The sequence below is a fragment of the Stenotrophomonas sp. NPDC077461 genome, assembly GCF_049545475.1.
In the GTDB taxonomy this organism is placed as follows: domain Bacteria; phylum Pseudomonadota; class Gammaproteobacteria; order Xanthomonadales; family Xanthomonadaceae; genus Stenotrophomonas; species Stenotrophomonas nematodicola.
Genome location: NZ_JBMWDO010000012.1, coordinates 1 through 25,717 on the forward strand (window position 1 = coordinate 1; position 25,717 = coordinate 25,717).

21 protein-coding genes are annotated in these 25,717 nt (G+C 68.3%); 14 read left to right on the top strand and 7 right to left on the bottom strand.

Annotation, left to right across the window (positions count from 1 at the left end):
- Nucleotides 1-569 precede the first annotated feature (569 nt).
- Entirely contained in the window at nt 570-1,616 is a 1,047-nt protein-coding gene (locus tag ACPEH8_RS17320; RefSeq protein ID WP_017356372.1) for a GGDEF domain-containing protein, read from the top strand.
- Between the two features lie 13 nt (nt 1,617-1,629).
- The gene (locus ACPEH8_RS17325; protein WP_017356373.1) at nt 1,630-4,140 is read left to right on the top strand and encodes a putative peptide modification system cyclase; all 2,511 of its coding nucleotides are present in this window, start codon (nt 1,630-1,632) and stop codon (nt 4,138-4,140) included.
- Between the two features lie 7 nt (nt 4,141-4,147).
- Here the strand turns inward: ACPEH8_RS17325 and ACPEH8_RS17330 are convergent, their stop codons facing one another.
- Nucleotides 4,148-4,450, bottom strand: coding sequence for an NHLP-related RiPP peptide (locus ACPEH8_RS17330; RefSeq protein ID WP_017356374.1), 303 nt, complete (start codon nt 4,448-4,450; stop codon nt 4,148-4,150).
- 222 nt (nt 4,451-4,672) lie between these two features.
- Between ACPEH8_RS17330 and ACPEH8_RS17335 the strand changes: the two genes are divergently transcribed.
- Complete coding sequence (locus tag ACPEH8_RS17335) at nt 4,673-5,839, top strand: putative peptide maturation dehydrogenase (protein ID WP_153165450.1); 1,167 nt, start codon at nt 4,673-4,675, stop codon at nt 5,837-5,839.
- A 36-nt stretch (nt 5,840-5,875) separates the two neighbouring features.
- Here ACPEH8_RS17335 and ACPEH8_RS17340 read toward each other — a convergent pair whose 3' ends face one another.
- From ACPEH8_RS17340 to ACPEH8_RS17350, 3 genes are read right to left on the bottom strand one after another with little or no spacing between them, the layout of a single operon-like run.
- Nucleotides 5,876-7,861 carry an acetyl/propionyl/methylcrotonyl-CoA carboxylase subunit alpha gene (locus tag ACPEH8_RS17340; RefSeq protein ID WP_423667646.1) on the bottom strand — a complete coding sequence of 662 codons (1,986 nt, stop codon included), beginning with the start codon at nt 7,859-7,861 and terminating at the stop codon, nt 5,876-5,878.
- 55 nt (nt 7,862-7,916) lie between these two features.
- On the bottom strand, nt 7,917-9,527 hold the full coding sequence (locus tag ACPEH8_RS17345) for a carboxyl transferase domain-containing protein (RefSeq protein WP_423667649.1): 1,611 nt from the start codon (nt 9,525-9,527) through the stop codon (nt 7,917-7,919).
- A gap of 13 nt (nt 9,528-9,540) precedes the next feature.
- Nucleotides 9,541-10,704 (bottom strand): isovaleryl-CoA dehydrogenase, encoded by a 1,164-nt coding sequence (locus ACPEH8_RS17350; RefSeq protein ID WP_423667652.1) that lies wholly within the window; start codon nt 10,702-10,704, stop codon nt 9,541-9,543.
- Nucleotides 10,705-10,799: 95 nt separating this feature from the next.
- Between ACPEH8_RS17350 and ACPEH8_RS17355 the strand changes: the two genes are divergently transcribed.
- The 3 genes from ACPEH8_RS17355 to ACPEH8_RS17365 all read left to right on the top strand — a co-directional run bounded on the left by ACPEH8_RS17355 (nt 10,800) and on the right by ACPEH8_RS17365 (nt 13,610).
- Nucleotides 10,800-11,405 (top strand): TetR/AcrR family transcriptional regulator, encoded by a 606-nt coding sequence (locus ACPEH8_RS17355; RefSeq protein WP_017356687.1) that lies wholly within the window; start codon nt 10,800-10,802, stop codon nt 11,403-11,405.
- A gap of 114 nt (nt 11,406-11,519) precedes the next feature.
- Nucleotides 11,520-12,038, top strand: a complete 519-nt coding sequence (locus tag ACPEH8_RS17360; protein WP_017356686.1) for a c-type cytochrome — start codon at nt 11,520-11,522, stop codon at nt 12,036-12,038.
- 132 nt (nt 12,039-12,170) lie between these two features.
- Nucleotides 12,171-13,610 (top strand): ExeM/NucH family extracellular endonuclease, encoded by a 1,440-nt coding sequence (locus ACPEH8_RS17365; protein ID WP_136006618.1) that lies wholly within the window; start codon nt 12,171-12,173, stop codon nt 13,608-13,610.
- Nucleotides 13,611-13,623: 13 nt separating this feature from the next.
- On the opposite strand, the gene ACPEH8_RS17370 is transcribed toward ACPEH8_RS17365, so the two are convergent.
- A complete protein-coding gene (locus tag ACPEH8_RS17370) occupies nt 13,624-14,496 on the bottom strand; it encodes an EamA family transporter (protein WP_017356691.1) in 873 nt (290 codons plus the stop codon).
- 55 nt (nt 14,497-14,551) lie between these two features.
- Between ACPEH8_RS17370 and ACPEH8_RS17375 the strand changes: the two genes are divergently transcribed.
- Both ACPEH8_RS17375 and zapE read left to right on the top strand, forming a co-directional pair.
- Nucleotides 14,552-15,226: an alpha/beta hydrolase gene (locus tag ACPEH8_RS17375; RefSeq protein WP_026070868.1), complete on the top strand. Its 675-nt coding sequence runs from the start codon at nt 14,552-14,554 to the stop codon at nt 15,224-15,226.
- Nucleotides 15,223-16,323 carry a cell division protein ZapE gene (gene zapE, locus ACPEH8_RS17380; protein ID WP_017356693.1) on the top strand — a complete coding sequence of 367 codons (1,101 nt, stop codon included), beginning with the start codon at nt 15,223-15,225 and terminating at the stop codon, nt 16,321-16,323. Before ACPEH8_RS17375 ends, zapE begins: the two co-directional genes overlap by 4 nt.
- Before the next feature lie 40 nt (nt 16,324-16,363).
- Here the strand turns inward: zapE and ACPEH8_RS17385 are convergent, their stop codons facing one another.
- On the bottom strand, nt 16,364-17,188 hold the full coding sequence (locus ACPEH8_RS17385; protein WP_313161023.1) for a DUF2884 family protein: 825 nt from the start codon (nt 17,186-17,188) through the stop codon (nt 16,364-16,366).
- Between the two features lie 635 nt (nt 17,189-17,823).
- Between ACPEH8_RS17385 and ACPEH8_RS17390 the strand changes: the two genes are divergently transcribed.
- From ACPEH8_RS17390 to ACPEH8_RS17410, 5 genes are all read left to right on the top strand, one after another.
- Nucleotides 17,824-20,208: a ribonucleoside-diphosphate reductase subunit alpha gene (locus tag ACPEH8_RS17390; RefSeq protein WP_423667655.1), complete on the top strand. Its 2,385-nt coding sequence runs from the start codon at nt 17,824-17,826 to the stop codon at nt 20,206-20,208.
- A 202-nt stretch (nt 20,209-20,410) separates the two neighbouring features.
- A complete protein-coding gene (locus ACPEH8_RS17395) occupies nt 20,411-21,430 on the top strand; it encodes a ribonucleotide-diphosphate reductase subunit beta (protein ID WP_017356696.1) in 1,020 nt (339 codons plus the stop codon).
- A 127-nt stretch (nt 21,431-21,557) separates the two neighbouring features.
- Nucleotides 21,558-21,971 carry an acyl-CoA thioesterase gene (locus ACPEH8_RS17400; RefSeq protein ID WP_017356697.1) on the top strand — a complete coding sequence of 138 codons (414 nt, stop codon included), beginning with the start codon at nt 21,558-21,560 and terminating at the stop codon, nt 21,969-21,971.
- Between the two features lie 41 nt (nt 21,972-22,012).
- Complete coding sequence (locus tag ACPEH8_RS17405) at nt 22,013-22,834, top strand: NAD-dependent protein deacetylase (protein ID WP_423667658.1); 822 nt, start codon at nt 22,013-22,015, stop codon at nt 22,832-22,834.
- Nucleotides 22,835-22,964: 130 nt separating this feature from the next.
- Nucleotides 22,965-24,071 (top strand): NADH:flavin oxidoreductase/NADH oxidase, encoded by a 1,107-nt coding sequence (locus ACPEH8_RS17410; RefSeq protein WP_136006629.1) that lies wholly within the window; start codon nt 22,965-22,967, stop codon nt 24,069-24,071.
- 258 nt (nt 24,072-24,329) lie between these two features.
- On the opposite strand, the gene ACPEH8_RS17415 is transcribed toward ACPEH8_RS17410, so the two are convergent.
- Nucleotides 24,330-25,256, bottom strand: a complete 927-nt coding sequence (locus tag ACPEH8_RS17415) for a LysR family transcriptional regulator (protein ID WP_026070901.1) — start codon at nt 25,254-25,256, stop codon at nt 24,330-24,332.
- A 138-nt stretch (nt 25,257-25,394) separates the two neighbouring features.
- On the opposite strand from ACPEH8_RS17415, the gene ACPEH8_RS17420 reads away from it, so the two are divergent.
- Nucleotides 25,395-25,664, top strand: coding sequence for a DUF2798 domain-containing protein (locus tag ACPEH8_RS17420; RefSeq protein WP_017356872.1), 270 nt, complete (start codon nt 25,395-25,397; stop codon nt 25,662-25,664).
- The last annotated feature ends 53 nt before the right edge of the window (nt 25,665-25,717 follow it).

Below are 25,717 nucleotides of genomic sequence, written 5' to 3' on the forward strand. Positions count from 1 at the left end.
GTGGACAGGCAGTCAATCTCGAACCGGGTGCTGCCGCAGACCGCCTCCTGGCCCTCGAAGCGCTCCACCACCAGGCCGGAGGCCGGGCCGAGCAGCTGGATCAGGCGCGCCTGCTGGGAGGGAGCGCCAAGGGTGGGCGCCAGCGAGCGGTGCGAGATATCCATATCGTCGACATTCCGTGAACCGGGGGACGCCAGCGTAGGGACGCGGCCCGGTCACAGCCATCGGAAAACCCCGGCCCATCCGACCGCCGCGTCCGGTGAAAGCGCCTGGACGCCTTGTCAGCCGGGGGATGAGGGCGCGCGCGGACGTCGGAGATTTCAGATGCGTTGTACTCCGGGGAGACCTCCGGTGCTGTCGCAATCGGTCTTCCGGCTGCCCAATGCGTCTACCCTGCCCTCCGGACCCGCCCCTTGGCCGGGACGCCCTGTAGACGGCGTTGAACGTGAAGGCGGAGGGGACGGGTAAAAATGGGCGTCCCCGGTTCCGAAATGGGATGAGGCGCACAGTTTTTAACGGTGCTATCCTCTTCTGCTCACCGGGGGAACGCTGGGAAGCGGGTGCACGGGATGACCGGCAAGGTTGCGGCGGCGATTGTGTGCGAACAGGAGCCAGGCATCGCGCAGACAGCGATGGCTGAGATCGTCCATGCCGTCTTGAGCCCTGACGAATTCACATTGTTCGCCGAATTCGGCCGCCAGCGCAAGGTGACCGCCGGCGACCTGCTGTTCCTGCGCGGGCAGCCCGGCGACACCATGTATGTGATCGAGAGCGGCGCGGTGGAACTGGATTTCGGCGAAGACCTGGTGGTCAAGTCGCTGGGCCAGCATGAGTTCTTCGGCGAACTGGGGCTGCTCATCGGCGACCACCCGCGCAGCGCCGACGCCCGCGCGCTGCAGGACAGCGTACTGCTGGAACTGGACCACGCCGATTTCCAGCGCCTGGTCATCCGCGATCCGGGCCTGGTGGCGTACTTCCTGCGGCGGACCATCATGCGCGTGGTGAGCAACGAACAGGTTCTGATCCGGCAGCTGCGCCGGCGCAACCACGACCTGGAAACCGCGCTGGACAACCTGTATGTCACCACCCACCAGCTCACCCACACCCGCGAACTGGTGCGCACCGACGAGCTGACCGGCCTGCACAACCGTCGCGGTCTGGCACTGTACCTGCAGGAATGCCGCAGCCACGCCGACGGCCCGCCGCAGGGCCTGCTGCTGATCGACTGCGACAGCTTCAAGCAGGTCAATGACGAACACGGCCATCAGGCCGGCGACCGCGTCCTGCAGAGCGTGGCCAACATCCTGCGCTCGGTCGCCACCGAGCAGGACATGGCCTGCCGGCTGGGTGGCGACGAGTTCTGCCTGCTGTTGCGGCAGGCCGACGCCGATGTCCTGCAGCACGCCGCCGAGTTCATCCTCAGTGCTGTGCACGGCCTGATGGGCCGCGCCCACGGCATGCCGCACGTCTGCCCGGTCAGCATCGGGGTGGGCCTGCTGGACGCCCACAGCGACTGGAGCGAGTGGTACGCTCGCGCCGACAGCGCCCTGTACCAGGCCAAGCGCCTGGGCGGCAACCGGTTGCACTGGTCGCGTGCAGCGACCGATACGCCCTGATCGGGAGAGCGGCATGAATGGCGACATCGGAACGTCGACCCAGACCCCGCAGTTGCGGGCTCTGCTGTTCACCGACCTGTGCGACTCGCTGATCCTGGTCGAGCGTATCGGCGACAGCGCCGCGGCCGAGTTGTTCCAGCAGCACGACCGCCTGGTGCTGACCCTGCAGCAGCAGTGGAACGGCCATCAGATCGACCGCTCCGACGGTCTGTTCCTCCTCTTCGAACGCGCCATCGATGCGCTCGGCTTCGCACTGGATTACCAGCGCGGCCTGCAGCAGATCGGCGAGGAACGCGGCATCGTGCTGCGTGCCCGTTCCGGTCTTCACGTTGGCGAAGTGCTGACCTGGGAAAACAGCCCCGAGGCGATCAAGGTCGGGGCCAAGTCGCTCGAGGTCGAGGGCCTGGCCAAACCGATGGCCGCGCGCCTGATGACGCTGGCCCGCCCCGGCCAGATCCTGCTGTCGGCGGTGGCCGAATCGCTGACCCATCGCGTCACCGGCGAACTGGGCGAGCGCGGCGAGCGCCTGTTGTGGAAGTCGCACGGCCGCTGGCGCTTCAAGGGCGTGCCGACCACCCAGGAGGTCTTCGAGGTGGGCGAGATCGGCTTCGCGCCGCTGCGCATGCCGCGCGGCAACGCCAAGGCGCGCCGCGACATTCCGCTGTGGCGGCAGCCGCCCGCGTTGGCTGCTGAAGCACTGCTGGTGGCGGCGCTGGCCGTGGGCGGCTGGATGCTGCTGCGGCCGGAGCCGGCGATCGCGTTTGCCGAGCGCGACTGGGTCGTGGTGGGGGACGTCAACAACCTCACCGGCAATGTCCTGCTCGACGACAGCCTGCAGCAGGCGTTCCGGATCAGCCTGGAGCAGTCGCGCTTCGTCAACGTGCTCAGCGACATGAAGGTGCGCGACACGCTGACCCGGATGCGGCGTGCGCCCGATGTCCGCCTCGACCGGCGTCTTGCACTGGAGGTGGCCGCACGGGATGGCGCGCGCGCGATCATTCTGCCGTCGGTGCTGGAAGTGCACGGCAAGCTGCGCGTCTCGGTTGAAGTGGTCGACCCGGCCAGCGGCGAGACGGTCTACTCCGACTATGCCGATGGCCGCGGGCTGGAATCGGTGCTGGCCTCCACCGATCATGTGGTTGCCAGCCTGCGTGGCCGTCTGGGTGAAGCCCTCCAGGATATCGACCGTACCTCGGCACCGCTTCCGGAAGTGGCCACCGCCAATCTGGATGCGCTCAACGCCTATGCCAAAGGGCTGGCGGCCTACGGTCAACATCGCATGCCGCAGGCACTGGCGTATTTCGAGCAGGCGACCCGGCTGGACCCGGAGTTCGCCTTCGCCTATCTGGCCCAGTTGCGCATCCAGGTCAGCCGCGGGCAGCGCGACCCGGCGCGCGAGCTGCTGGCCAAGGCCGTTCTGCTGCGTGACCGCCTCACCGCGCGCGAGGCGCTGTACCTGGATGCGTGGAAACTGGAATTGAGCGAGCCGGGCCAGGCCGCAGCCGCAGAGAAGTGGAAACTGCTGGCCGATCTCTACCCGGACCATCACGGCGCGCACATCAACTACGGTCTGTCCGAGCTGGACATGGGCCGTTACGCGGTGGCCGAGCAGGCGGTGCGCCACGGCGATGTCATGCAGTACCCCCTGCGCAGCCTGGCCGTGGACCTGCTTGGCCGTACCCAGCTGGCGCAGAACAAATTCGGCCAGGCGCTGCGCACCTTCAACGAGGCGGCCGTCTCCAGTGGCGGGCAGGGGACCCGTCAGCGCGTCGCCGCGCTGGCGGCGTCCGGCGACGTTGCCGCCGCCACCCGACTGCTGGGAAAGCTGGAAAAGAACGATCCGGGCAACTGGCTGGAGCGCACGTCACTGGCGCTGGACCAGGGCAATACCGATGCGGCACGCCGTTCGGCCCAGCAGGCGGCCGCCGACTGCGGGACCTCGGTCCAGGTGTGCGAACTGTTTGGCGTCATCGACCTGTCGGTGCGCAGCGGGACCGGGCAGCCTCCCACCGAAGCCGAGTTCCACCGGCTGGTGCAGCCGCTGCTGCGGCAGGCCGGGCGCAGCGACACCGATGACCGCGGCCAGCGCCTGTACTTTGCCGCCGTGGCCGTCTACGCCGCACAACGCGCCGGCCTGGATCGCGTCGCGCCCCACTACCTGCCCACGCTGCTGCCGCTGGCACGCCAGCTCGGCGATGCCCGGGCGGCGCAGGTGGTGTCCATCGTGGATGCAGTGGAACTGGCGCGGCGCGGAAAGACCGGACAGTCCGTGGCGCGGTTGAAGGCGCTGGAAGACGGCAGCGAGCTGTACCAGGTCCACAGCGCGCTGCGCAGGGCCTATCTTGCCGAAGGCGCGGAGCAGGATGCGGAACGGGAACGGCAGTGGCTGCTTGCCAATCGCGGCCGCGCGTATGCCGAAAGCGCCGGCTCCTACGCCATGCAGGCGCTGAACGTGCACGACGCCAGGCTGGCCGTGCAGCGTTGCCCGGCAGCGGGCTGCCCCGCTGTCGCGGCCGTTCGCTGATCCCTGGTCAGGGCGTGCGCTTGAGCGAGGCATCCACCTCGCCGGTGACGAAGCAGTGCGGGTTGTTGAACATCGTCACCCGGGTGAGGTGGTCCAGCAATGCCTCGCGAGCCGCCTCGAACTCCGCAGGCGATGCCAGCGTGCCGTCGAGACAGCACAGCACCGACGCTTCGCCCAGGCATGCATCGATCTCGCTCAATGCCTGCGCAGGGCTGGCAGCGAAACGGGCGCGGAAGTCGGCATCGCTAGACAGCAGGTCCAGCAGCTTGATGGCATCGGCGGGGCTCAGGGGGGTCTTTTCACTCGACATGCGGGCAGTCTCGACAGAAGAAGCGTGGTGGCGACGGGGCAGGGCGCCAGGCAAGGCCGGCAAGCCTGCGATCGGTAGCGGCCAGAGCAGGGGCGACTTGAATGTGGCATGCCCACGCGTGGGCGGGTGGGGCTGAAGAATACGGCAGGGATGCCGACAACGAAGGGCGGATGCGATCCGCGAAGCACTGAGGACGGCGTGGAAATGGAAGCAGGCAGGTCGATGCGGCGTTGCGGAATCGTGCATCTCGAGCCGCAGTGCGAAGTGTCATTCTCGCTGCAGAGCGTGCTGCTTGGCGGCAGTGGCGTGGATACGCACCTTCGATGGCTGGCGCTGGCACCGCATCTGGATGCGCCGCTGGAGCTGGATGCGTCTGCGGTGCTGCTGCTGGGACGCTTTGACGCGCAACGCTGGAGCGCGCCCCCTGCCGATGCCGACGCCGACGTGCTGCGGATCCTGGTCGAGGGAGGCCTGGTGTTCATCCGCGACCGCGCGCATCCGTTGCGCACGCGCGATGAGCAGCTCCGCGGCATGCACTGGTGGGGACCGGCCGCGATCGCCCACTGGATGGGACGCTGGCAGGGCCAGGACAGCGCCGCCGCGCTCGAATCAGCCGGCATGCAGACCGCCGCAGGCCTGCGCGGGAACCTGGGTCCACCACCACCGGCGGTGGCGCGACGGGATGGCGTCACCACGCTGCTTCCGCATCCGGAGGAAGACGCCTTCGACGCGCTGCTGCAGTCGCGTGCGACCTGCCGCAACTTCGATACCGCCCACGCGTTGCCGCTGCAGGAGCTTGCGCGTCTGCTCAAGCGTGTCTTCGCTGCCACCGGCCGCTATGACCTCCAGGCCGACAGCATTTTCTTCAAGAAGAACGTGCCGTCAGCCGGTGGATTGCATCCCACCGAGGCTTACCTGCTCGTGCAGAACGTCGCCGGGCTGGCGACGGGCATCCATCACTACGATCCCGCCTCGCACGCGCTGACGCGGTTGCCTGGCGATGACACCCGCCTGCGTGAGGTGGCGCTGTCGGCGCTGGCCGGGCAGCACTGGTTTGCCGATGCGCACGTGCTGGTGGTGCTGGCACCACGCTACCCGCGTACCTACTGGAAGTACCGCAACCACGCCAAGGCCTACCGCGCCGTGACGCTGGATGTGGGGCACCTTTCCCAGCAATTGCTGCTGTGCGCGACCCAGCAGAAGCTGGGTGCGTTTGTTACCGCGGCCATCAACGAGCATGAGATCGAGCGCCTGCTCGGACTCGACCCGATGGCCGAAGGCCCGATGGCCATCTGTGGCGTCGGCTGGCGCGCGGCACAGATGACCACGACCGAATTCGATCCCGGCCAGCGCGTCTGGGAGAAGACGCCTGGCGCGGACGCGGGTTGAGCGCGGGGACGCGATGGCCGTTCCCCGCGGTCGGGCCTAATCCGCCTCGAAATCCACCAGCACCGCGCCATCGCCGACCTGGTCGCCGGCCTTGACCCGGTAGCCCTGCACGACGCCGTCGGCCGGTGCCTGCAGGGTGTGTTCCATCTTCATTGCTTCGAGCACCAGCAGCGGCGCGCCACGCGCGACCCGCGTGCCCGGCGCCACCGAGGTGGCGACAATGCGGCCGGGCATCGGCGCGAGCAGGCTGCCCGCGTCGACAACCGCCTGGTCCGCCTCGCTGACCGGGTCGTGCACGGTGAAGCGCTGCACGCCGTCGCCACCGAACAGATACAGCTCGTTGCCGTCGCGGACCAGGCGCGCGCGATGCAGCCGGTCGCCGATCTGCACGCGCAGGCCACCGGCCTCCAGGCCGCCATGCACGGGCAGGGCGGCACCGTCGTCCAGTTGCACCGACCAGGCGGTGTGCTGGCCGGTCACGCCGATCACACGCTGGGTGCCGCGGTGTTCCAGCGTCAGCCGGCGTGCGGCAGGTGCGCCAAGGCGCCAGCCATCCTGGGCCTGCCACGGCGAATGGCGGTCGCGCGGGTCCACGCTGGCCGCCTCGCTGCTGGCCACGGCGGCGAGGCCGGCCAACGCCCACAGGGCCGGGTCGCTGTCGCCTTCGTTGGGTGCCAGCGCGGCCTGCTCGCGCTCGATCAGCGCGGTATCCAGCCTGGCCTGCGCGAAGGAACCGGTCATCACCAGTCGACGCAGGAACGCGGCGTTGGTGGTCACTCCGACCACCTCGCACTCGGCCAGCGCCTGCTGCATGCGACGCAGCGCGGCATCGCGGTCCACGTCCCACACGATCAGCTTGGCGATCATCGGGTCGTAGAACGGGGTGATCGCATCGCCCTGCTCGACGCCGGCGTCCACGCGCACGTGCGCGCTGCCGGCTGGCAATCGCAGGTGGCGCAGCGTGCCGGTGGAGGGCAGGAAGCCGCGGTCGGCATCTTCGGCGTACAGGCGTGCCTCCAGCGCATGGCCGCGGATCTGCAGTTGGTCCTGGCGCATCGGCAGCGGCTCGCCGCTGGCCACGCGCAGCTGCCACTCCACCAGGTCGGTGCCGGTAATGCACTCGGTGACCGGATGCTCCACCTGCAGGCGGGTGTTCATTTCCATGAAGTAGAAATCGCCGTCGGGACCGGCGATGAACTCCACCGTACCAGCGCCGACATAGTTCACCGCACGCGCGGCATCCACGGCTGCCTGGCCCATCGCGGCGCGCCGTTCGGCGGTCATGCCCGGCGCGGGTGCCTCTTCCAGCACCTTCTGATGGCGGCGCTGCACCGAGCAGTCGCGCTCGAACAGGTACACCACATTGCCGTGGCTGTCGCCAAACACCTGGATCTCGATGTGGCGCGGTCGCTCGACGTATTTTTCCACCAGCACGTGCGCGTTGCCGAACGCCGACTGCGCCTCGCGCTGGCAGCTGGCCAGCGATTCAACGAAGGCGGCGCTGTTGTCGACGCGGCGCATGCCCTTGCCGCCGCCGCCGGCACTGGCCTTGATCAGCACCGGGTAGCTGATGCCGTCGGCCTGCCCGCGCAGGAACTCCGGCGCCTGGTCATCGCCGTGGTAGCCCGGGGTGAGCGGCACGCCGGCCTGCTGCATCAACGCTTTGGCCGCGCTCTTGTCGCCCATCGCGCGGATCGCCTCGGCGGAGGGGCCGATGAACACGATGCCGGCCTCGGCGCAGGCCTGGGCGAAGTCGGCGTTCTCGGACAGGAAGCCATAACCGGGATGGATTGCCTGCGCGCCGGTGCGGCGTGCGGCGTCGAGGATGGCATCGCCGCGCAGGTAGCTCTCACGCGCCGGCGCCGGGCCGATCGCGATGGCCTCGTCGGCCATGCGCACATGGCGCGCGTTGCGGTCAGCGTCGGAATACACCGCCACGGTGGCGATGCCCAGGCGCTGGCAGGTGGCGATGACGCGGCAGGCGATTTCGCCTCGGTTGGCGATCAGGATCTTGGTGAACATGGTGGTCTCGTTGCGCGGGCCAGTGGCGGCGGCGCCCTGCGGCACCGCCCGTGCATTACATGCGGAACACGCCGAAATCGGTCTTCCGCGCCGGGGCGTTGAGGCTGGCCGACAGTGCCAGGCCCAGCACGCGCCGGGTGTCGGCCGGATCGATCACGCCGTCGTCCCACAACCGTGCGCTGGCGTAGTAGGGGTGCCCCTGCTGCTCGAACTGCTCGCGGACAGGCGACTTGAAACGGTCTTCCTCGTCCGCCGACCACTGCCCGCCCTTGGCCTCGATGCCATCGCGTTTGACCGTGGCCAGCACGCTGGCGGCCTGTTCGCCGCCCATCACGCCGATGCGCGCGTTCGGCCACATCCACAGGAAGTTGGGCGAGTAGGCGCGCCCGCACATGCCATAGTTGCCGGCGCCGAACGAGCCGCCGATCACCACGGTGAACTTGGGCACCTTGGCGCAGGCCACGGCCATCACCAGCTTGGCCCCGTCCTTGGCGATGCCGCCGTGTTCGTACTTGCGGCCGACCATGAAGCCGGTGATGTTCTGCAGGAACACCAGCGGTATGCCGCGCTGGGTGCACAGCTCGATGAAGTGCGCGCCCTTCAGCGCGGACTCGGAGAACAGGATGCCGTTGTTGGCGATGATGCCCACCGGGTAGCCGTGCAGGTGCGCGAAGCCGGTGACCAGCGTGGTGCCATAGCGTGGCTTGAATTCATCGAAGCGCGAATCGTCGACGATGCGCATGATCACTTCGCGCACATCGTACGGCTTGCGGGTGTCGGCCGGGATGACGCCGTACAGCTCGTGGGCCGGATGCCGAGGTTCCACCGGCACCTGTATCGCCAGCGCCGGCTCGGGTTTGCGCCAGTTGAGCTGGGCGATGATCGCGCGGACCCGGGCCAGCGCCTGCAGGTCGTTGTCGGCCATGTGGTCGGCCACCCCGGAGATGCGCGTGTGCACGTCTGCGCCACCGAGTTCTTCGGCCGTCACCACTTCACCGGTCGCCGCCTTCACCAGCGGGGGGCCGCCGAGGAAGATGGTGCCCTGCTCGCGCACGATCACCGTTTCATCGCTCATCGCCGGCACGTAGGCGCCACCGGCGGTGCACGACCCCATCACGCAGGCGATCTGCGGAATGCCCTGCGCCGAGAGGTTGGCCTGGTTGTAGAAGATGCGGCCGAAATGATCGCGGTCCGGGAACACCTCGTCCTGCAGCGGCAGGAAGGCGCCGCCGGAATCGACCAGGTAGATGCACGGCAGGCGGTTCTGCTCGGCCACTTCCTGCGCGCGCAGGTGCTTCTTGACCGTCATCGGGTAGTACGTGCCGCCCTTGACGGTGGCATCGTTGGCCACGATCACGCACTCCACGCCGGACACGCGGCCGATGCCGGCGACCACGCCCGCGCTCGGGATCGGGTCGCCATACATGCCGTGCGCGGCCAGCGGCGCGATCTCCAGGAACGCGCTGCCCGGATCGAGCAGCGCATCAATGCGGTCGCGCACCAGCAGCTTGCCGCGCGCGGTGTGCTTCTGCCGCGCCGCTTCGCTGCCGCCCAGCGCCGTCTGCGCCAGCGTGGCACGCAGGTCGTCCACCACCGCCTGCAACGCAGCGCGGTTGGCTTCAAAGGTCTCGCTGCCCGGTTGCAGCTGGGTGCTCAGTACCGTCATGGCGTGTCTTTCCTTACAGCGTGCGCTGGAACAGTTCGCGGCCGATCAGCATGCGGCGGATCTCCGAGGTGCCGGCGCCGATTTCGTACAGCTTGGCATCGCGCCACAGGCGGCCGGTCGGGTACTCGTTGATGTAGCCGTTGCCGCCGAGGATCTGGATTGCCTGGCCGGTGAGCCAGGTGGCTTTCTCGGCCGAGTACAGGATCGCACCGGCCGCGTCCTGGCGCGTGGTGCGGCCCTGGTCGCAGGCGCGCGCCACCGCGTACACATAGGCACGGCAGGCGTTGAGGCCCACATACATGTCGGCCAGTTTGGCCTGGATCAGCTGGAAGGTGCCGATCGCCTCGCCGAACTGCTTGCGCTCGTGCACGTACGGCATCACCACGTCCATCGCAGCGGCCATCAGGCCCAGCGGCCCACCGGAGAGCACCACGCGCTCGAAGTCCAGGCCGGACATCAGCACCTTGACGCCACCGCCGACCGCCCCCAGCACATTGGCCTCGGGCACTTCGCAGTCCTCGAACACCAGTTCACAGGTGTTGGAACCGCGCATGCCGAGCTTGTCCAGCTTCTGCGCGGTGGAGAAGCCCTTCATGCCCTTTTCGACCAGGAACGCGGTGATGCCCTTGGCACCGGCGGCCAGATCGGTCTTGGCATAGACCACCAGAACGTCGGCGTCGGGGCCGTTGGTGATCCACATCTTGTTGCCGTTGAGCACGTAGTGGTCGCCGCGCTTGTCGGCGCGCAGCTTCATCGACACCACGTCCGAGCCCGCGCCCGGTTCGCTCATCGCCAGCGCGCCCACCTTCTCGCCGCTGCACAGGCCGGGCAGGAAGCGTCGCTTCTGTTCTTCGGTGCCGTTCTTGCGCAGCTGGTTCACGCACAGGTTGGAGTGCGCGCCGTAGGACAGGCCGATGCCGCCGGAGGCGCGCGAAATCTCTTCCATCGCCACCCCGTGGGCCAGGTAGCCCATGCCGCTGCCGCCGTATTCTTCCTCCACGGTCAGGCCGAGCAGGCCCTGTTCGCCGAACTTGCGCCACAGCGCGTTGGGGAACAGGTTCTCCTCATCGGCCTTGGCGGCCAGCGGCGCGACCTCGGCAGAGGCAAAATGGGCCACGCTCTGGCGCAGCAGGTCGATCTCTTCGCCGAGATCGAAGTTCATGGTGGGGACGTGCATGAGGGCGGCTCCGAGACGGCTGGGTATGGGCGCAGCGTAGCCCGCTTCGATCAAGAAGTGAACACAAATTCAAAAATTGAACATAGAATCAACAAATGGCCTACAAACGCTCCGCCCTGATGGAAGAACGCCTCGCCGGGGCCCGTGAACGGATCCTGCTGGCAACCCGCGCGCTGGTGGCGGCCGGCGGCTACCGCAATGCCCCGGTAACCGCCGTGGCGGCCGAGGCCGGCGTTTCCACGGGCCTGATCTACCGGCACTTCCCGTCCAAGGCCGAGCTGTTCGTGGAGGTGCTCACGGCGGCAGTGGCGCACGAGCTGCGCATCTTCGAAGCGATCGCCGCCGAACCGTTGCCGGCCCCCGAGCGCCTGCGCCGCGCCATCACCGCGTTTGTCCGCCGCGCGCTGGCCGGCCCCGGTCTGGCCTACGCCTTCATCGCCGAGCCGGTAGACCCGGAGGTGGAAGCCGAACGCATCCGCTGCCGCCGGCTGTTCGGCGACGTGTTCCGCCGCATCATTGCCGATGGCATCGAGGACGGCAGCTTTCCCGCGCAGGACACCGCCGTCGCCGCGGCCTGCATCGTCGGGGCGTTCACCGAAGCGCTGGTCGGGCCGACCGCGCCCAGCCGCGATGCCCACGGCGACGAGAACGCGCTGGTCGCGTCGATCTGCGGTTTCTGCCTGCGCGCCGCCGGCGCCTGAGCCGCGCCGATGCTGCAATGCGACACCCGGGGGCGGCTTGCAGAGCGCCGCCGACGCTGGTCATACTCGGCCGACAAGCCGTGGTCCAACGACTACCAGCCAGGGGTATAGAGAGTGCGGAATTACGACCTCGAGTTCCTGAAACGCTTCTCCATGGTCATCGCGCTGCTGATGGCCATCACGCTCGGCCTGATTCTCTTTGCAGCGTATCTGCACACCAGCATTCCCCCTGAAATCTCGCCGCAGGCGGTGAAGCGCACCGAACAGCGCATCGCCCCGGCCGGCGCCGTCTATGCCGGCAGCACCGGTGCGGCCGCCCAGGCAGCGGCCAAAGCCGCCGCCCTGGCCAAGGCGGCCTCGCAGGTCGCCTATGGCGGCACCACCGACGGCAAGGTGATCTTCGACAACCTCTGCACGGCCTGCCACACCAACGGCGTGGGCAATGCCCCCACCCTGGACCACAGCCATTGGGATGCGCGCATCGCTCAGGGCAAGGACACCCTCTACAAGCACGCCGTGGAGGGCTACACCGGTCCGGATGGCGGCATCATGCCGCCCAAGGGCGGCAACCCGGCTCTGACTGAAGAGCAGATCCACGCCACGGTCGACTGGATGCTCGCCAACCTGAAGTAGTGCCGGCCGCCGGCCGGCAACCAGGCTCCCCCGCCCCGGATGCTTTGCCGGAGCCGGCGATACGCCGCACAGCGCTGGACGGGTCACATTTCGGCGGTAGTCTGTGCACCACTTTTGTGGAGAAGCCTGTCGATGCGCCGTCGTTCCCTCGCCCTTGCCCTGTCGCTGGCGCTGCCGGCGTGCGCGTTCGCCCAGGCCCAGCCGCAGGTCCAGCCGGCGTCGCCGGCCCCCGCCGCCCGTGCCACTGTCACCCTGACCGCCGCGCCCGCCGACTGGCAGGCGCTGGACGGCCAGCAGGTGCGTATCGCCGCCCCGCTTACCCTGGCCGGCACCGACGGACTGGCGCGTTTCGGCGAACTCACTGTGGCTTTCGGCGGCCGCCTGTGGCAGCCCAGCGAAGTGGCCGCCCCGCGCAGCGCGGCCCACGACAAGGTGGTGGCCGACAACCGCCACCGCCGCCTGCTGCTGGATGACGGCAGCAGTGCGCGCGACCCGGGCCCGGTGGGCTACCTGCCGGCCGGCGCCACCCTGCGCACCGGCATGATCCTGCGCAATGTGGAAGGCATCGTGCGGGTGGACGACAAGGGCACCCCGCGCCTGCAGGTCACCCGCCCGCTGACACTGCCGGCGCTGGAACGCCCGGCGGCCCCGGTGGTCGCCGGCAGGCTGCACATTGCCGCGTTCAATCTGGAGAACTTCTTCAACGGCGACGGGCAGGGCGGCGGCTATCCGACCCTGCGCGGCGCCCGCACCCTGGCCGAACACCAGGCGCAGAAGACCAAGCTGGTCGCCACCATCAACGCGCTCGGCGCCGACGTGGCCGCGCTGATGGAGCTGGAGAACGACGGTTACGGCCCGCAGTCGGCGATTGCCCAGCTGGTCGACGCCCTCAATGCCGATCGTGGCGCCGGCGCCGACTGGCGCTTCATCGATGCAAAGCAGGGCCCGGGCGAGAACCCGATCCGGGTCGGCATCATCTACCGCGCTTCGCGGGTCACCCCGATCGGTGGGCCGGCCACGCTCGAGCAGGGCCCGTTCGGACCGCACAGCCGGGTGCCGATGGCGCAGGCCTTCCGCGCCGGCAAGGGCGCGCCGTTCGTGGTCGTGGCCAACCACTTCAAGTCCAAGGGCTGCTCGGAAGCCAGCGGCGCCGATGCCGACCAGAAGGACGACCAGGCCTGCTGGAACGCCACCCGCGTGGACTCCGCGCGGCGTCTGGACCAGTGGCTGCGCACCGACCCGACCGGTGCCGGCACCGCCGATGCGGTACTGCTGGGCGACTTCAATGCCTATGCGATGGAAGACCCGATCCGCACCCTGCACGCCGCCGGCTGGCACGACGCCTTCGCCGAGGCGAAGGTCGCTCACCCCTACAGCTACGTCTACAACGGCATGAGCGGCCGGCTGGACCACGCGCTGTTGAGCCCAGGCATGGTCAAGCGCCTGCGCGGCGCCGCCGAATGGCACATCAACGCCGATGAAGCCGATGACGTCGGTTACCGCGACCGCAACGCATCCGGCCCGTGGCGCAGCTCCGACCACGACCCGCTGCTGCTCGGTTTCGACCGGTAATCCGCACCCTGCCTCACACCGACCAGGTCCCCCAGGCGATCAGCCCGATCGCCACCACCGCCAGCCCCAGGCCGATGCGGTTCCAGACGCTGGTGCGTTCGCCGAACGCCAGGATGCCAACCAGCGCGCCCAGCACCACCACGCCGATGTTCATCCCGGCAAACACCACCGCCGGACTGTCCGGCAGGTGCTGGTGGGCGCGGACGTAGAACAGGATGTTGCCGAAGTTGAGCAGGCCCAGCAGCGCGCCTGCGCCCACGTTGCGCCAGTGCAGCGGCGCGGCCCCGCTGGCGTGCCGCCACAGCTGCAGTCCCAGCATCAGCACGAAGGCCAGCCCGAAGCAGACGGTCAGCGCGGCCATCGACGGTGTCCCCGACAGTGCCACCTGCTTGAGCAGGATATCCACCAGCGCGTAGCCCACCCACACCCCGAGCAGCCACGGCCACGCGCGCCCGCCGCCGGCCTCGGTGGCCAAGGCGCGCGGGCGCACACTGATGCCCAGAATCGCCAGCAGACCCAGCGCCAGCCCGGCCAGCTTCCAGCCGTTGGCCGTTTCCCCGAACACCAGGAAGGCCGCCAGCAGGGACAACAGCAGCGACAGGCGCTGGGCCACGTCGCTGCGCACGATGCCGGCACGGGTGACCGCACGGGCCATCACCAGGAAGATCGCCGGCAGAGTCACCGCCAACCCGAGCAGCGCCAGCCACGGCGCATGCGTGGAGCGCAGCGACGCCAGTGACGGATTCAACAGCAGCAGGCTGAGCACGCTGGCGACCAGATAGTTCCACGTCACCACCTGCGGCATGTCCAGCTGCCGGCGCGGTGCCAGCTTCAGCAGAACCGAGACCAGCACGCTGCAGAGGACGCTGAAAACCAGATGGTGCATGACGGACCCGGTGGAAGCGGCGGTGAAGCGCGCGGAGGGACGCTATTATGACGCCATGCACAATCCCCCATTTCCCCAAGAAAGCGCTGCGCTGACGCTGGACGGCCCGGTCGGTCCGCTGGATGTCGTGGTCGATCTGCCGGACGCCGATGTCGTGGTGCAGCCCGTGGTGGCGATCGTCTGCCACCCGCTGTCCACCGAGGGTGGCAGCATGCACAACAAAGTGGTCACGATGGCCGCACGCGCGCTGCGCGATCTCGGCATCGCCACGGTGCGCTTCAATTTCCGCAGCGTCGGCCAGTCGGCCGGCGAGTTCGACCACGGCAACGGCGAGCAGGACGATCTCAAGGCCGTCGCGGCCTGGGTGCGTGCGCAGCAGCCGCAGGCCACGCTGTGGCTGGCCGGTTTCAGCTTCGGTGCGTTTGTGTCGCTGCGTGCGGCGGGCGACCTGCAGCCGGCCGCGCTGGTGTCCATCGCCCCGCCCGCCGGCCGCTGGGATTTCGAGGGCGTGCAGCCGCCGTCGCAGTGGCTGGTGATCCAGGGCGACGAAGACGAGATCGTCGACCCGCAGGCCGTCTACACCTGGCTGGAGGGCATCGGTGCCCCGCATGAGCTGGTACGCATGCCCGACACCAGCCACTTCTTCCACCGCAAGCTGATCGACCTGCGCGGGGCCATCACCCACGGCGTCAAGCACTGGCTGCCCAACGCGGACGCCGTTACGGCATGAGCGATACCGCGATGACCCCGACCCAGCGCTACGCCGACGGCGTGGCGCGCGGCGAATGGCAGGACGACCCGGCCCAGCATGCGGCCCTGGTTGAGCTGGACCGCATCCACATCGCCCTGGTGGACAGCGCGCAGGACGGCTGGCTGGACCGGCTGTCGGCGTTCTGGAAGAGGCCCGAGCCGGTCAAGGGGCTGTACTTCTGGGGCGGCGTGGGGCGGGGCAAGACCTTCCTGGTGGACCTGTTCTACGACGGCCTGCCGATCGAACAGAAGTACCGCACCCATTTCCACCGCTTCATGCGCGGCATCCACGAGCGCCTGCGTGAGCACCAGGGCCAGAGCGACCCGCTGGCGAAGATCGCCCAGGAATGGCGCAGCAGGCTGCGCGTGCTGGTGCTGGACGAGTTCTTCGTCACCGACATCGGCGATGCGATGCTGCTGGCGCGCCTGCTCGAACGCCTGTTCGCCGAGGGCGTGACCTTGGTGACCACCTCCAACACGGCGGTGGAGAACCTGTATCTCAACGGCCTGCAGCGCGACAGCTTCATGCCGGCCATCGGGCTGCTGCAGACCTACTGCGTGGAGCTGTACGCCGAAGGCACCGAGGATTACCGCATGCGCGCGCTGACCCGCTCGCCGGTCTACCGGTCCCCGCGCGACGCCGGCAGCGATGCATGGCTGGCCGGCCGCTGGGCCGAGCTCAGCGGCGGTACGGCCGCCAAGCCGGGCAACATCGAGATCGAAGCGCGCAAGATCCCGGTGCGCGGGCGTGGCAAGAGCATCGTCTGGTTCGACTTCACGGCGCTGTGCGAAGGCCCGCGCGGGCCGTCGGACTACATCGAGATCGCGCATGAGTTCAACACCGTGCTGCTGGGCGACATCCCGCACTTCGACACGTTGAACGAGGATGCCGCGCGCCGCTTCGTCAATCTGATCGACGAGCTGTACGACCGCCACGTCAATCTGGTCTGCACCGCCAGCGATTCCCCGGTGGCGCTGTATTCGGGCGTGCGCCTGCAGGGCGCGTTCGAGCGCACCGCCTCGCGGCTGATCGAGATGCAGAGCGCCGAGTACCTCGGCACCGCGCACCGCGCCTAGTCACCGGCCCCGCCCCGCCGGGCGGGGCGGCACGCTGCCGTCAGGGACGGGGCAGGGCCACCGCATCGCCGCGCGGCTGCTCCCGCGCCACCTCCGGGGCATTGTCCTGGTCGCGGTCCATCACCATCATCGCCAGCGGCTTGCCCTGGTAGCGCACCTCCAGCGCGCGCTGGATATCGTCCAGCGCCAGCACCTGGGTGCACAGCGAACGGGCGTGGCCCTCCAGCGCCCTGGCGCGGATCTCCATGCTGCGTTCCAGCTCGCCTTCCATTCTGGCCGCGCGGGCCTCCATGCGGCCGGCACCGCCGGTGAACATCGTCCACATGATCCCGCGCGCCAGCGACCCGGCCATCGACTCGGCCGCCTGCTCCACGCGCTGCTCGAAGCCCGCGCCGAACGCCTCCTGCTCCCAGATGCCACGGCCGAGGGTGCGATCCACGTGGTCGTGGGCGTCCTGGCGCAGGCGGGCCACCTGGCGGGCCTTGCTGCGGCTCCCGCTCATGATCTCCACCGTGGCGCCGAACGCATCGAAGGCGATGTCCACCGCCTCGCCGGCCACCCCGGCCACCGCCGGGACCAGCTGCCGGGTGCCCCATTCGAGCTGGCGCAGCCGCTGGGCGTCGGCGGCGTTGACCGGGATCGGCTGGCGGTCGATGTTGAGCTCCCCGTCGTGGAAGAAGATCTCCGCCGGCACCTGGTCGCGGTTGCGCAGCCAGATCCCGCCGCTGTCCACCAGCACGTCGTAAGGCGTGCTCACCCCGCATTCCCGCGAGGACAGGGCCGGCGCGTTGCCGGGTTCGTCGGCGTGGGCGGCGGCGGGCGCCCCCAGGGCCATCAGCAGACATCCAGTCAGGGCCAGTCTCATGCGTGAGTCTCCGAGGGGGAGGGGCCAGCGTGGCACCGTTGGACCGACCGGGCGCGGGTCGGAAGTCATCCGCGACCGGCCCCCGAACCCCGGTTTGTTACGTCCGCGTGAGCCCGTCGTTCTGTTTTCCGCGCCCCTGCGTCGCGTCCGGGATGACTGTTCCGGCCTTGACTGCGCACTCGGTTTCGACAGGTCTCGGGGGCGCCGGAGCGGCGTTCGGGAGCGGAACCTTGCGCTGTAAGGGATTGCCAACTTTCACTACATTTGGCGTTGACGATCCCTATTACCCCCACTATCTTGTGGCCGTCGGTTCCAGCGACCCCAAGTCGCCGGATCAAAAGGGAAGCGCGGTGATCGAGCCAGCACGCAGCCGGTACCGCCCTCAGCGGTGGCCGGCAACGCAGCCGTCATCGTGGACCTGCCGACAACCGCACGAAGTACAGCGTGCGGTACCGGTCGCGCCACATCTCCGGGGGGAGATGACCGGTGACGCAGGGGAACCGCCCGCAGGCTGACTGCGTGGTCGCGGCCCGTGCGACACCGCTGTTCCACCCTCGGATACCGAGCGCACTGGTCCGGCGCCTGCCCGGCAGGCGTCCCTGTGCCACCCAACATCACGCCAAGAGGAAACCGCCGTGAGCACCGAAACCAGCGCAGCCACCGAACAGGACAGTCAGTTCCTGCTGACCTCGCCGCCCACGGCCAACGCCATGAGCGTCACCAAGCGCAACGGCACTACCGAACTGGTGGACCTGAACAAGATCGTGCGTGCGGTGCAGCGTTCCGCCGAAGGTCTGCACGCTGTCGACCCGATGCGCGTGGCCACCCGCACCATCTCGGGGCTGTACAACGGTGCCACCACCCAGGAGCTGGACGAGCTGTCCATCCGCACCTCGGCGCTGCTGATCGGTGAAGAACCCGAATACGGTCGCCTGGCGGCGCGCCTGCTGGCCAATTTCATCGCCAAGGAAGTGTCCGGCCAGGAGATCTACGCGTTCTCCCAGTCGGTCGGCCGTGGCCATGAAGTGGGTCTGATCAACGACCGCCTGCTGAACTTCGTGCAGACCAATGCGCGCAAGCTCAACGATGCGATCGACATCTCGCTGGACCTGAACTTCGATTACTTCGGTCTGCGTACCCTCTACGACCGCTACCTGCTGCGCCATCCGCACACCCGCAAGGTGATCGAGACCCCGCAGCAGTTCTTCCTGCGCATCGCCAGTGCACTGAGCGAGGACGTGCCGGAAGCCCTGGCGCTGTACCGCCGCATGGGCAACCTGGACTACCTGCCGTCCAGCCCGACCCTGTTCAACTCCGGCACCACCCACGAGCAGCTCTCCTCGTGCTTCCTGCTGGATTCGCCGAAGGATTCGCTGGAGTCGATCTACTCCAAGTACGGCGACATCGCCCAGCTGTCCAAGTTCTCCGGCGGCATCGGCGTCAGCTACACCCGCGTGCGTTCGCGCGGTTCGCTGATCAAGTCGACCAACGGCCACTCCAACGGCATCGTGCCGTGGCTCAAGACGATGGATTCGTCGGTCGCTGCGGTGAACCAGGGCGGCAAGCGCAAGGGCGCGGCCTGCGTGTACCTGGAAACCTGGCACGCCGACATCGAGGACTTCCTCGAGCTGCGCGACAACACCGGCGACGAATCGCGCCGTGCGCACAACCTGAATCTGGCCAACTGGATCCCGGACCTGTTCATGAAGCGCGTCGAGGCCGACCAGGAATGGTCGCTGTTCGATCCGCGCGTGGTGCCCGAGTTCACCGACCTGTTCGGTGAAGCCTTCGAGCAGGCCTACCTGCAGGCCGAAGCCCAGGGCAAGGCCAACCGCACCATTTCCGCGCGCAAGCTGTACTCGCGGATGATGCGTACCCTGGCCGAGACCGGCAACGGCTGGATGACCTTCAAGGACAAGTGCAACCGCGCCAGCAACCAGACCCTGCGTCCGGGCAACGTGATCCACCTGTCCAACCTGTGCACCGAAATCCTGGAAGTCACCTCGGCCGAAGAAACCGCGGTGTGCAACCTGGGCTCGATCAACCTGGGCAACCATTTCGATGCCCACGGCGAGTTCGACTACGAGAAGCTGGCCGACACCGTGCGCCTGGCCGTGCGTCAGCTCGACCGCGTGATCGATCTGAACTTCTATCCGATCGAATCGGCACGCCGCGGCAACCTGCGCTGGCGTCCGGTCGGCCTGGGCTGCATGGGCCTGCAGGACGTGTTCTTCCGCAAGCGCCTGGCCTTTGACAGTGCCGAAGCCCGCGCGCTGTCGAAGAAGATCGCCGAAACGATCTACTTCCACGCACTGGAAACCTCGGTCGAACTGGCCCAGGAACGCGGCAAGCACCCGTCCTTCGCCGACACCCGTGCGGCCAGCGGCGAACTGCAGTTCGACGCCTGGAACGTGGTGCCCGAAGACAGCGCGCGCTGGGATGCCCTGCGCGAGCGCATCAAGGAACATGGCCTGCGCAACTCGCTGATGATCGCCATCGCCCCGACCGCGACCATCGCCTCGATCGCCGGCTGCTACGAGTGCGTGGAACCGCAGGTGTCCAACCTGTTCAAGCGCGAGACCCTGTCCGGCGACTTCCTGCAGGTCAACCGTTACCTGGTCAACGAGCTGAAGAAGCTGGGTCACTGGACGCCGGAAATGCGCGATGCGATCAAGCTGGCCGAAGGTTCCATCCAGGGCATCGCCCAGATTCCGGAAACCCTGCGCCACGTCTACCGCACCGCCTGGGAACTGCCGATGCGCTCGCTGATCGACATGGCCGCCGACCGTGGCGCGTTCATCGACCAGTCCGCCTCGCTCAACCTGTTCATGGAAAGCCCGAACATCGGCGCGATGTCCTCCATGTACATGTACGCCTGGAAGCAGGGCATCAAGACCACGTACTACCTGCGTTCGCGTCCGGCCACCAAGATCGCCAAGACCACTGTCAGCAGCTACACCCCGGTGGACGCCGTGGCCTGCTCGCTGGAGAACCCGGAAGCCTGCGAGGCGTGCCAGTAAGAAGGGCGTGCCGGCCCAGCAGGGCCGGCATTCCAACGGCTCGGTACCGGCTGCTGGTCGGTACGGAACCTGATCGACACCACCAACACCGCTGTCACCGCAGGCGCTCCGGCGCCTGCCGTGCCGGAAGCCCGCCGCGCACACGCGCGGGTCTTTCGACGCGTCCCCCGGGACGCCGCCAACCGAAACAAGGACTGCCCTCATGGCCGACAAGCCCCGTCAAATGCTGCTCGATCCCGGTTTTGAACTGACTCTGCGCCCGATGCGCTACCCGCAGTTCTATGACATGTATCGCAACGCGATCAAGAACACCTGGACCGTGGAAGAGATCAACTTCCAGATCGACATCAGCGACCTGCATGGCAAGATGTCGCCGGGCGAGCGCCACCTGATCCACCGCCTGGTCGCGTTCTTCGCCACCGGCGATTCGATCGTGTCCAACAACCTGGTGCTGAACCTGTATCAGCACCTGAATGCGCCCGAAGCGCGCATGTACCTGTCGCGCCAGCTGTACGAAGAAGCGCTGCACGTGCAGTTCTACCTGACCCTGCTCGACAACTATCTGCCCGATCCGGACGAACGCGCCAAGGCGTTCGACGCCGTGGAGAACATCGACTCGATCAAGAAGAAGGCCGACTTCTGCTTCAAGTGGATCGACTCGATCCAGAACCTCAAGCGCATCGAGACCCGTGACGAGCGCCGCCAGTTCCTGCTCAACCAGATCTGCTTCGCGGCGTGCATCGAAGGCCTGTTCTTCTTTGCTGCATTCGCCTACGTGTACTACTTCCGTTCGCGTGGCCTGCTCAACGGCCTGGCCTCGGGTACCAACTGGGTGTTCCGCGACGAAAGCGCGCACATGGAGTTCGCCTTTGAATGCGTGGACGTGATCCGCGAGGAAGAGCCGGACCTGTTCGACGATGCGATGAAGCAGCAGGTGTATGACATGCTCGCCGAAGCCATCGAATGCGAAGTGCAGTTCGCCGAAGACGTGCTCTCCGGCGGCGTGGCGGGCATTTCCACCCGCGACATGCGCCAGTACCTGCAGCACTGCGCCGACAACCACTTCCACCGCCTGGGCATGGAAAAGAAGTACAACGTGCGCAACCCGCTGAGCTTCATGGAACTGCAGGACGTGCAGGAACTGACCAACTTCTTCGAGCGCCGTTCCTCGGCCTACCAGGTTGGCGTGAAGGGCGAAGTCGCCTTCGACATGTCGTTCTGATCCCACGCTGCCGTGCGTGAAGCAGACAGCCCCGGCCTGGCCGGGGCTGTCTGTTTGGCGGTACCCGCCACCCGCTCACTGCGCCTGCCGTATCATCCGCGCGACCCCACATGTACCGGCCGCCCCCATGACCGCTTCCCCCGACACCGTCCCGCCCATCGAAGTCCGCATGGCCGAGATCGTCTTCCCCAACCACACCAACCACATGGGCACCCTGTTCGGTGGCCAGGCACTGGCGTGGATGGACAAGGCCGCCTTCCTTGCCGCCGCGCGCTATTCGCGCCGCACCGTGGTCACCGCCCGCTCGGATCAGGTCGACTTCAAGTTGCCCATCCGCATCGGACAGATGGTGGAGACCGTCGGCCGCATCGTCGAGGTGGGCCGCAGCTCGATGAAGGTGGAAGTGGAGCTGATCGCCGAAGACCTGCACAACGGCGAGCGCAAACTCTGCACGCGTGGCCACTTCGTGATGATCGCCCTGGACGACGCCGGCCAGCCGGTCGCCGTGCCGGCACTGCCCGAGCCCATTCCCGGGCCCTGAGGGCAATTGCGCTGGCCCGGCAGCGCCCCCATCTGATCGCCATGACCCCCGCACTCGCCGATTTCATCGACCGCGCCCGGCGCCTGTTCGTGCTTACCGGCGCCGGCTGCAGCACCGACTCGGGCATCCCCGACTACCGCGATGCCGATGGCCAGTGGAAGCGCACCCCGCCGGTGACCTTCCAGGCCTTCATGGGTGAGCTGTCCACCCGCCAGCGTTACTGGGCGCGCAGCCTGGCGGGATGGCCCCGCTTCGGCCAGGCCCAGCCCAACGGCACCCACACCGCGCTGGCGGCGCTGGAGGCGCGCGGGCAGGTGGAGGTGCTGCTGACCCAGAACGTGGACCGGCTGCACCAGCGCGCCGGCAGCGTGGGCGTCATCGACCTGCACGGCCGGCTGGACCAGGTGCGCTGCATGGGCTGCGAGGCGCGCATTCCGCGCGAGGCGTTCCAGTACATCCTGCTGGCACACAACCCCGACTGGCAGCACCTGGACGCAGCGCAGGCCCCGGACGGCGACGCCGATCTGGAGGGCGTGGCGTTCGACACCTTCCAGGTACCTGCCTGCGCGCAGTGTGGCGGCCTCCTCAAGCCCGACGTGGTGTTCTTCGGCGAGAGCGTGCCCCGCGAGCGCGTGGCCGCCGTGCACGCCCACCTGCAGCAGGCCGACGCCGTTCTGGTGGTGGGTTCGTCGCTGATGGTCTACTCCGGCTTCCGGTTCGTGCAGGCCGCCGCCAACGCGGGCCTGCCGGTGGCCGCGCTGAACCTGGGCCGCACCCGTGCAGACGACCTGCTCACCCTCAAGGTGGAGCAGCGCTGCGCGGCCGCCCTCTCATTCCTGCTGCCGGCGAACGCATCGGCCTGAAGCGCACGGCCCGCCTCGTAGAGCGGGGCTCTGCCCCGCTGGCCACACCGTTCCACACACAAGGTTGCCTGCACGCCCACATCGGAGTGCAATAACGCCCCGGTTTCATTCTTCCTCCCCCGAGTCCCCCTTGAGTCAGCTCTTCTCTCCCGTCTCTTTTGGCCCGCTGTCGCTGTCCAACCGCATCGTCATCGCGCCGATGTGCCAGTACTCCTCCACCGATGGCCTGGCCAACGACTGGCACCAGATCCACCTGGGCCAGCTGTCGCAGTCCGGGGCCGGCCTGTTGATCCTGGAAGCCACCGCCGTGCTGCCCGAGGGCCGCATCAGCTGGGCCGACCTGGGCCTGTGGGACGACGCCACCGAGGCCGCGCTCACGAAGGTGATTGATGCGGTGAAGCGCTGGTCGCCGATGCCGCTGGGCGTGCAGCTCGCCCACGCCGGGCGCAAGGCGTCCTCGGCGCGGCCGTGGGACGGCGGCGGCGCACTGCCGGCCAGCGACCCGCGCGCCTGGACCACCCACGCCCCGTCCGCGCTCCCGTTCGCGGCCAATGGCCCCGTGCCCGAGGCGCTGGACGAGGCCGGCATCGATGCCGTGGTCGAGGCCTTCGCCACCGCCGCGCGCCGCGCCGAGCGCGCCGGGCTGGATCTGATCGAGCTGCATGCCGCGCACGGCTACCTGCTGCACCAGTTCCTGTCGCCCCTGAGCAACAAGCGCCAGGACCCGTACGGCGGTTCGCTGGAAAACCGCATGCGCCTGCTCGTGCGTGTGTTCGACGCCGTGCGCGAAGCGGTTTCCGACCGCATCAGTGTGGGCGTGCGCATCTCGGCCAGTGATTGGGTCGATGGTGGCTGGGACATCGAGCAGAGCAGCACCCTGGCCCAGATCCTGGACATGCGCGGCTGCCAGTTCCTGCACGTCTCCAGCGGCGGCCTCGATGCGCGCCAGAAGATCCCGCAGGAGCCGGGCTATCAGGTGCCGTTTGCGGCGGCGATCAAGGCCAAGGTCAAAATGCCCGTCATCGCGGTGGGTCTGATCACCGATCCGTCGCAGGCCGAATCGATCCTGCGCCACAACCACGCCGACGCCATCGCGCTCGCCCGCGGCATCCTCTACGACCCGCGCTGGCCGTGGCACGCCGCCGCCGCCCTGGGCGACTCACTCGCCCCGGCACCGCAGTACCTGCGCTGCGAGCCGCGCGAAGCACGCGGCGTGTTTCTCGCGCCGGAGGGCTGAGACCGGAGGGCCGGCACGGACGCACGTGTCCAGGGCGGCGTCAGCGGATCTGGTTGGAAGTGCATATACCCAATCCACTCCCCATCGATACGTTGATGTCGGCCATCAGAGTCACAGACGAGAGAATTCCCCTCGCGTAGAACGGCACGTGCGGCTCGCTTGCCGCGACATGCGTGAGGGGAAGGGACTGAAACACATCGCTCGATACTGCTCAGCCGTACTCTTCGCTGCCGGGGTTCTTCCGGCAGCGCCGGCCCCCTAGACCGTGTCCACCCGCCAGGCCTCGGGCAGCGCATCGAGCAGGGCCTGCATCAACGCCCGCACCTTGGGCGTGAGGTCGCGGCGGTCGCTGACGCACAGGAACAGCCGCATCGGCTCGGGTGAGGTGCGGGCGCCGTCGCCGGTGGCGAACAGCACCTGCAGTTCGCCACGCGACAGCCACGGCGCCGCCACGAACGCGGCCAACCGGGCAATGCCGCCGCCTGCGGCCGCCATCGCGGCCAGCGCATCGATGTCGTCGCAGACCAGCGCAGGGCGCATCCCGGCGTCGAACCGGATGCCGTCGCGCACGAAGCCCCACGGCAGCAGGCGCCCGTCCACCGGGTAGCGGAACACCAGACAGCGATGGTCGCGCAGCGCATCCGGCGTGGACGGGGTCCCTGCCTGCGCCAGGTACGAGGGCGCCGCGCAGACCACGAACGGGACCTGCGCGATGGGCCGCGCCACGATCCCGTCCACCAGTTGCTGTTCGATCCGCAGGCTGACATCCACGTCTTCGCGTGCGTGGTCCACTGCGCGGTCGGTGAGCAGCAGTTCGATCTCCAGCCGCGGATGGCGCGCCTGCAGGGCCGGCAGCAGCGGGGCCAGCACGTGCCGACCGAATGCAGCGGTACTGGCCACGCGCAGGCGGCCCTGCGGGGTCGCCTCCGGATCGGTCACGGCAGCCTGCGCCCGCTGCAGATCGCGCTCGATGTGGCGTACTTCGGCCAGGTACAGCGCGCCGCGTTCTGTCAACGCCAGCGTGCGGGTGGTGCGGTTGAACAGGCGCACGCCCAGGTGGGCTTCCAGCCGCGCAATGTTCTGCCCCACCGCCGCCGGGCTGATCCCGAGCGTACGCGCGGCGGCGGCCAGGCTGCCGGCGTCGGCGGTCCGGATGAAACTGCGGATTGACTGGAGAATGTTCATGATGGCGCCAATCAAGGCCGGTCATTGCAAAGATTGTCTTTATAAAGAGCCAATCCGTCGCGGTCTACCGGCCCCCCGCTGCCCTGACTATCGTGCCGGTCCCGCAACCGCCGGTTGCCCTTGATCGGATCGCTCCGCATGTCGCTCCCTCCGCAGACCCTGCCGGCCCGTCGCTGGAAGCTCGGCAGCCGCTCCACGCCCTACGTGTTCGCCTTCTTCATGGCCTCGATCATGGCGATGCTGATGTGCTTGGTGATCACCGCCGCCAACGCCGGGCTGGACGCGCACTATCCCGCCCGCGTGTTCGGTGCGTACCGGTTGGCCATGCCCACTGCGTTCTGCTGCATCTTGGTGGTGCGCCCGCTGGTGATGCGGCTGGTGGCACTGACCGTGCATCCGCCGCGTTGAACGCACCGCAGGCCAATGGTTGCAGCTGAGAGCAACCATCCCGCTACGGAGGG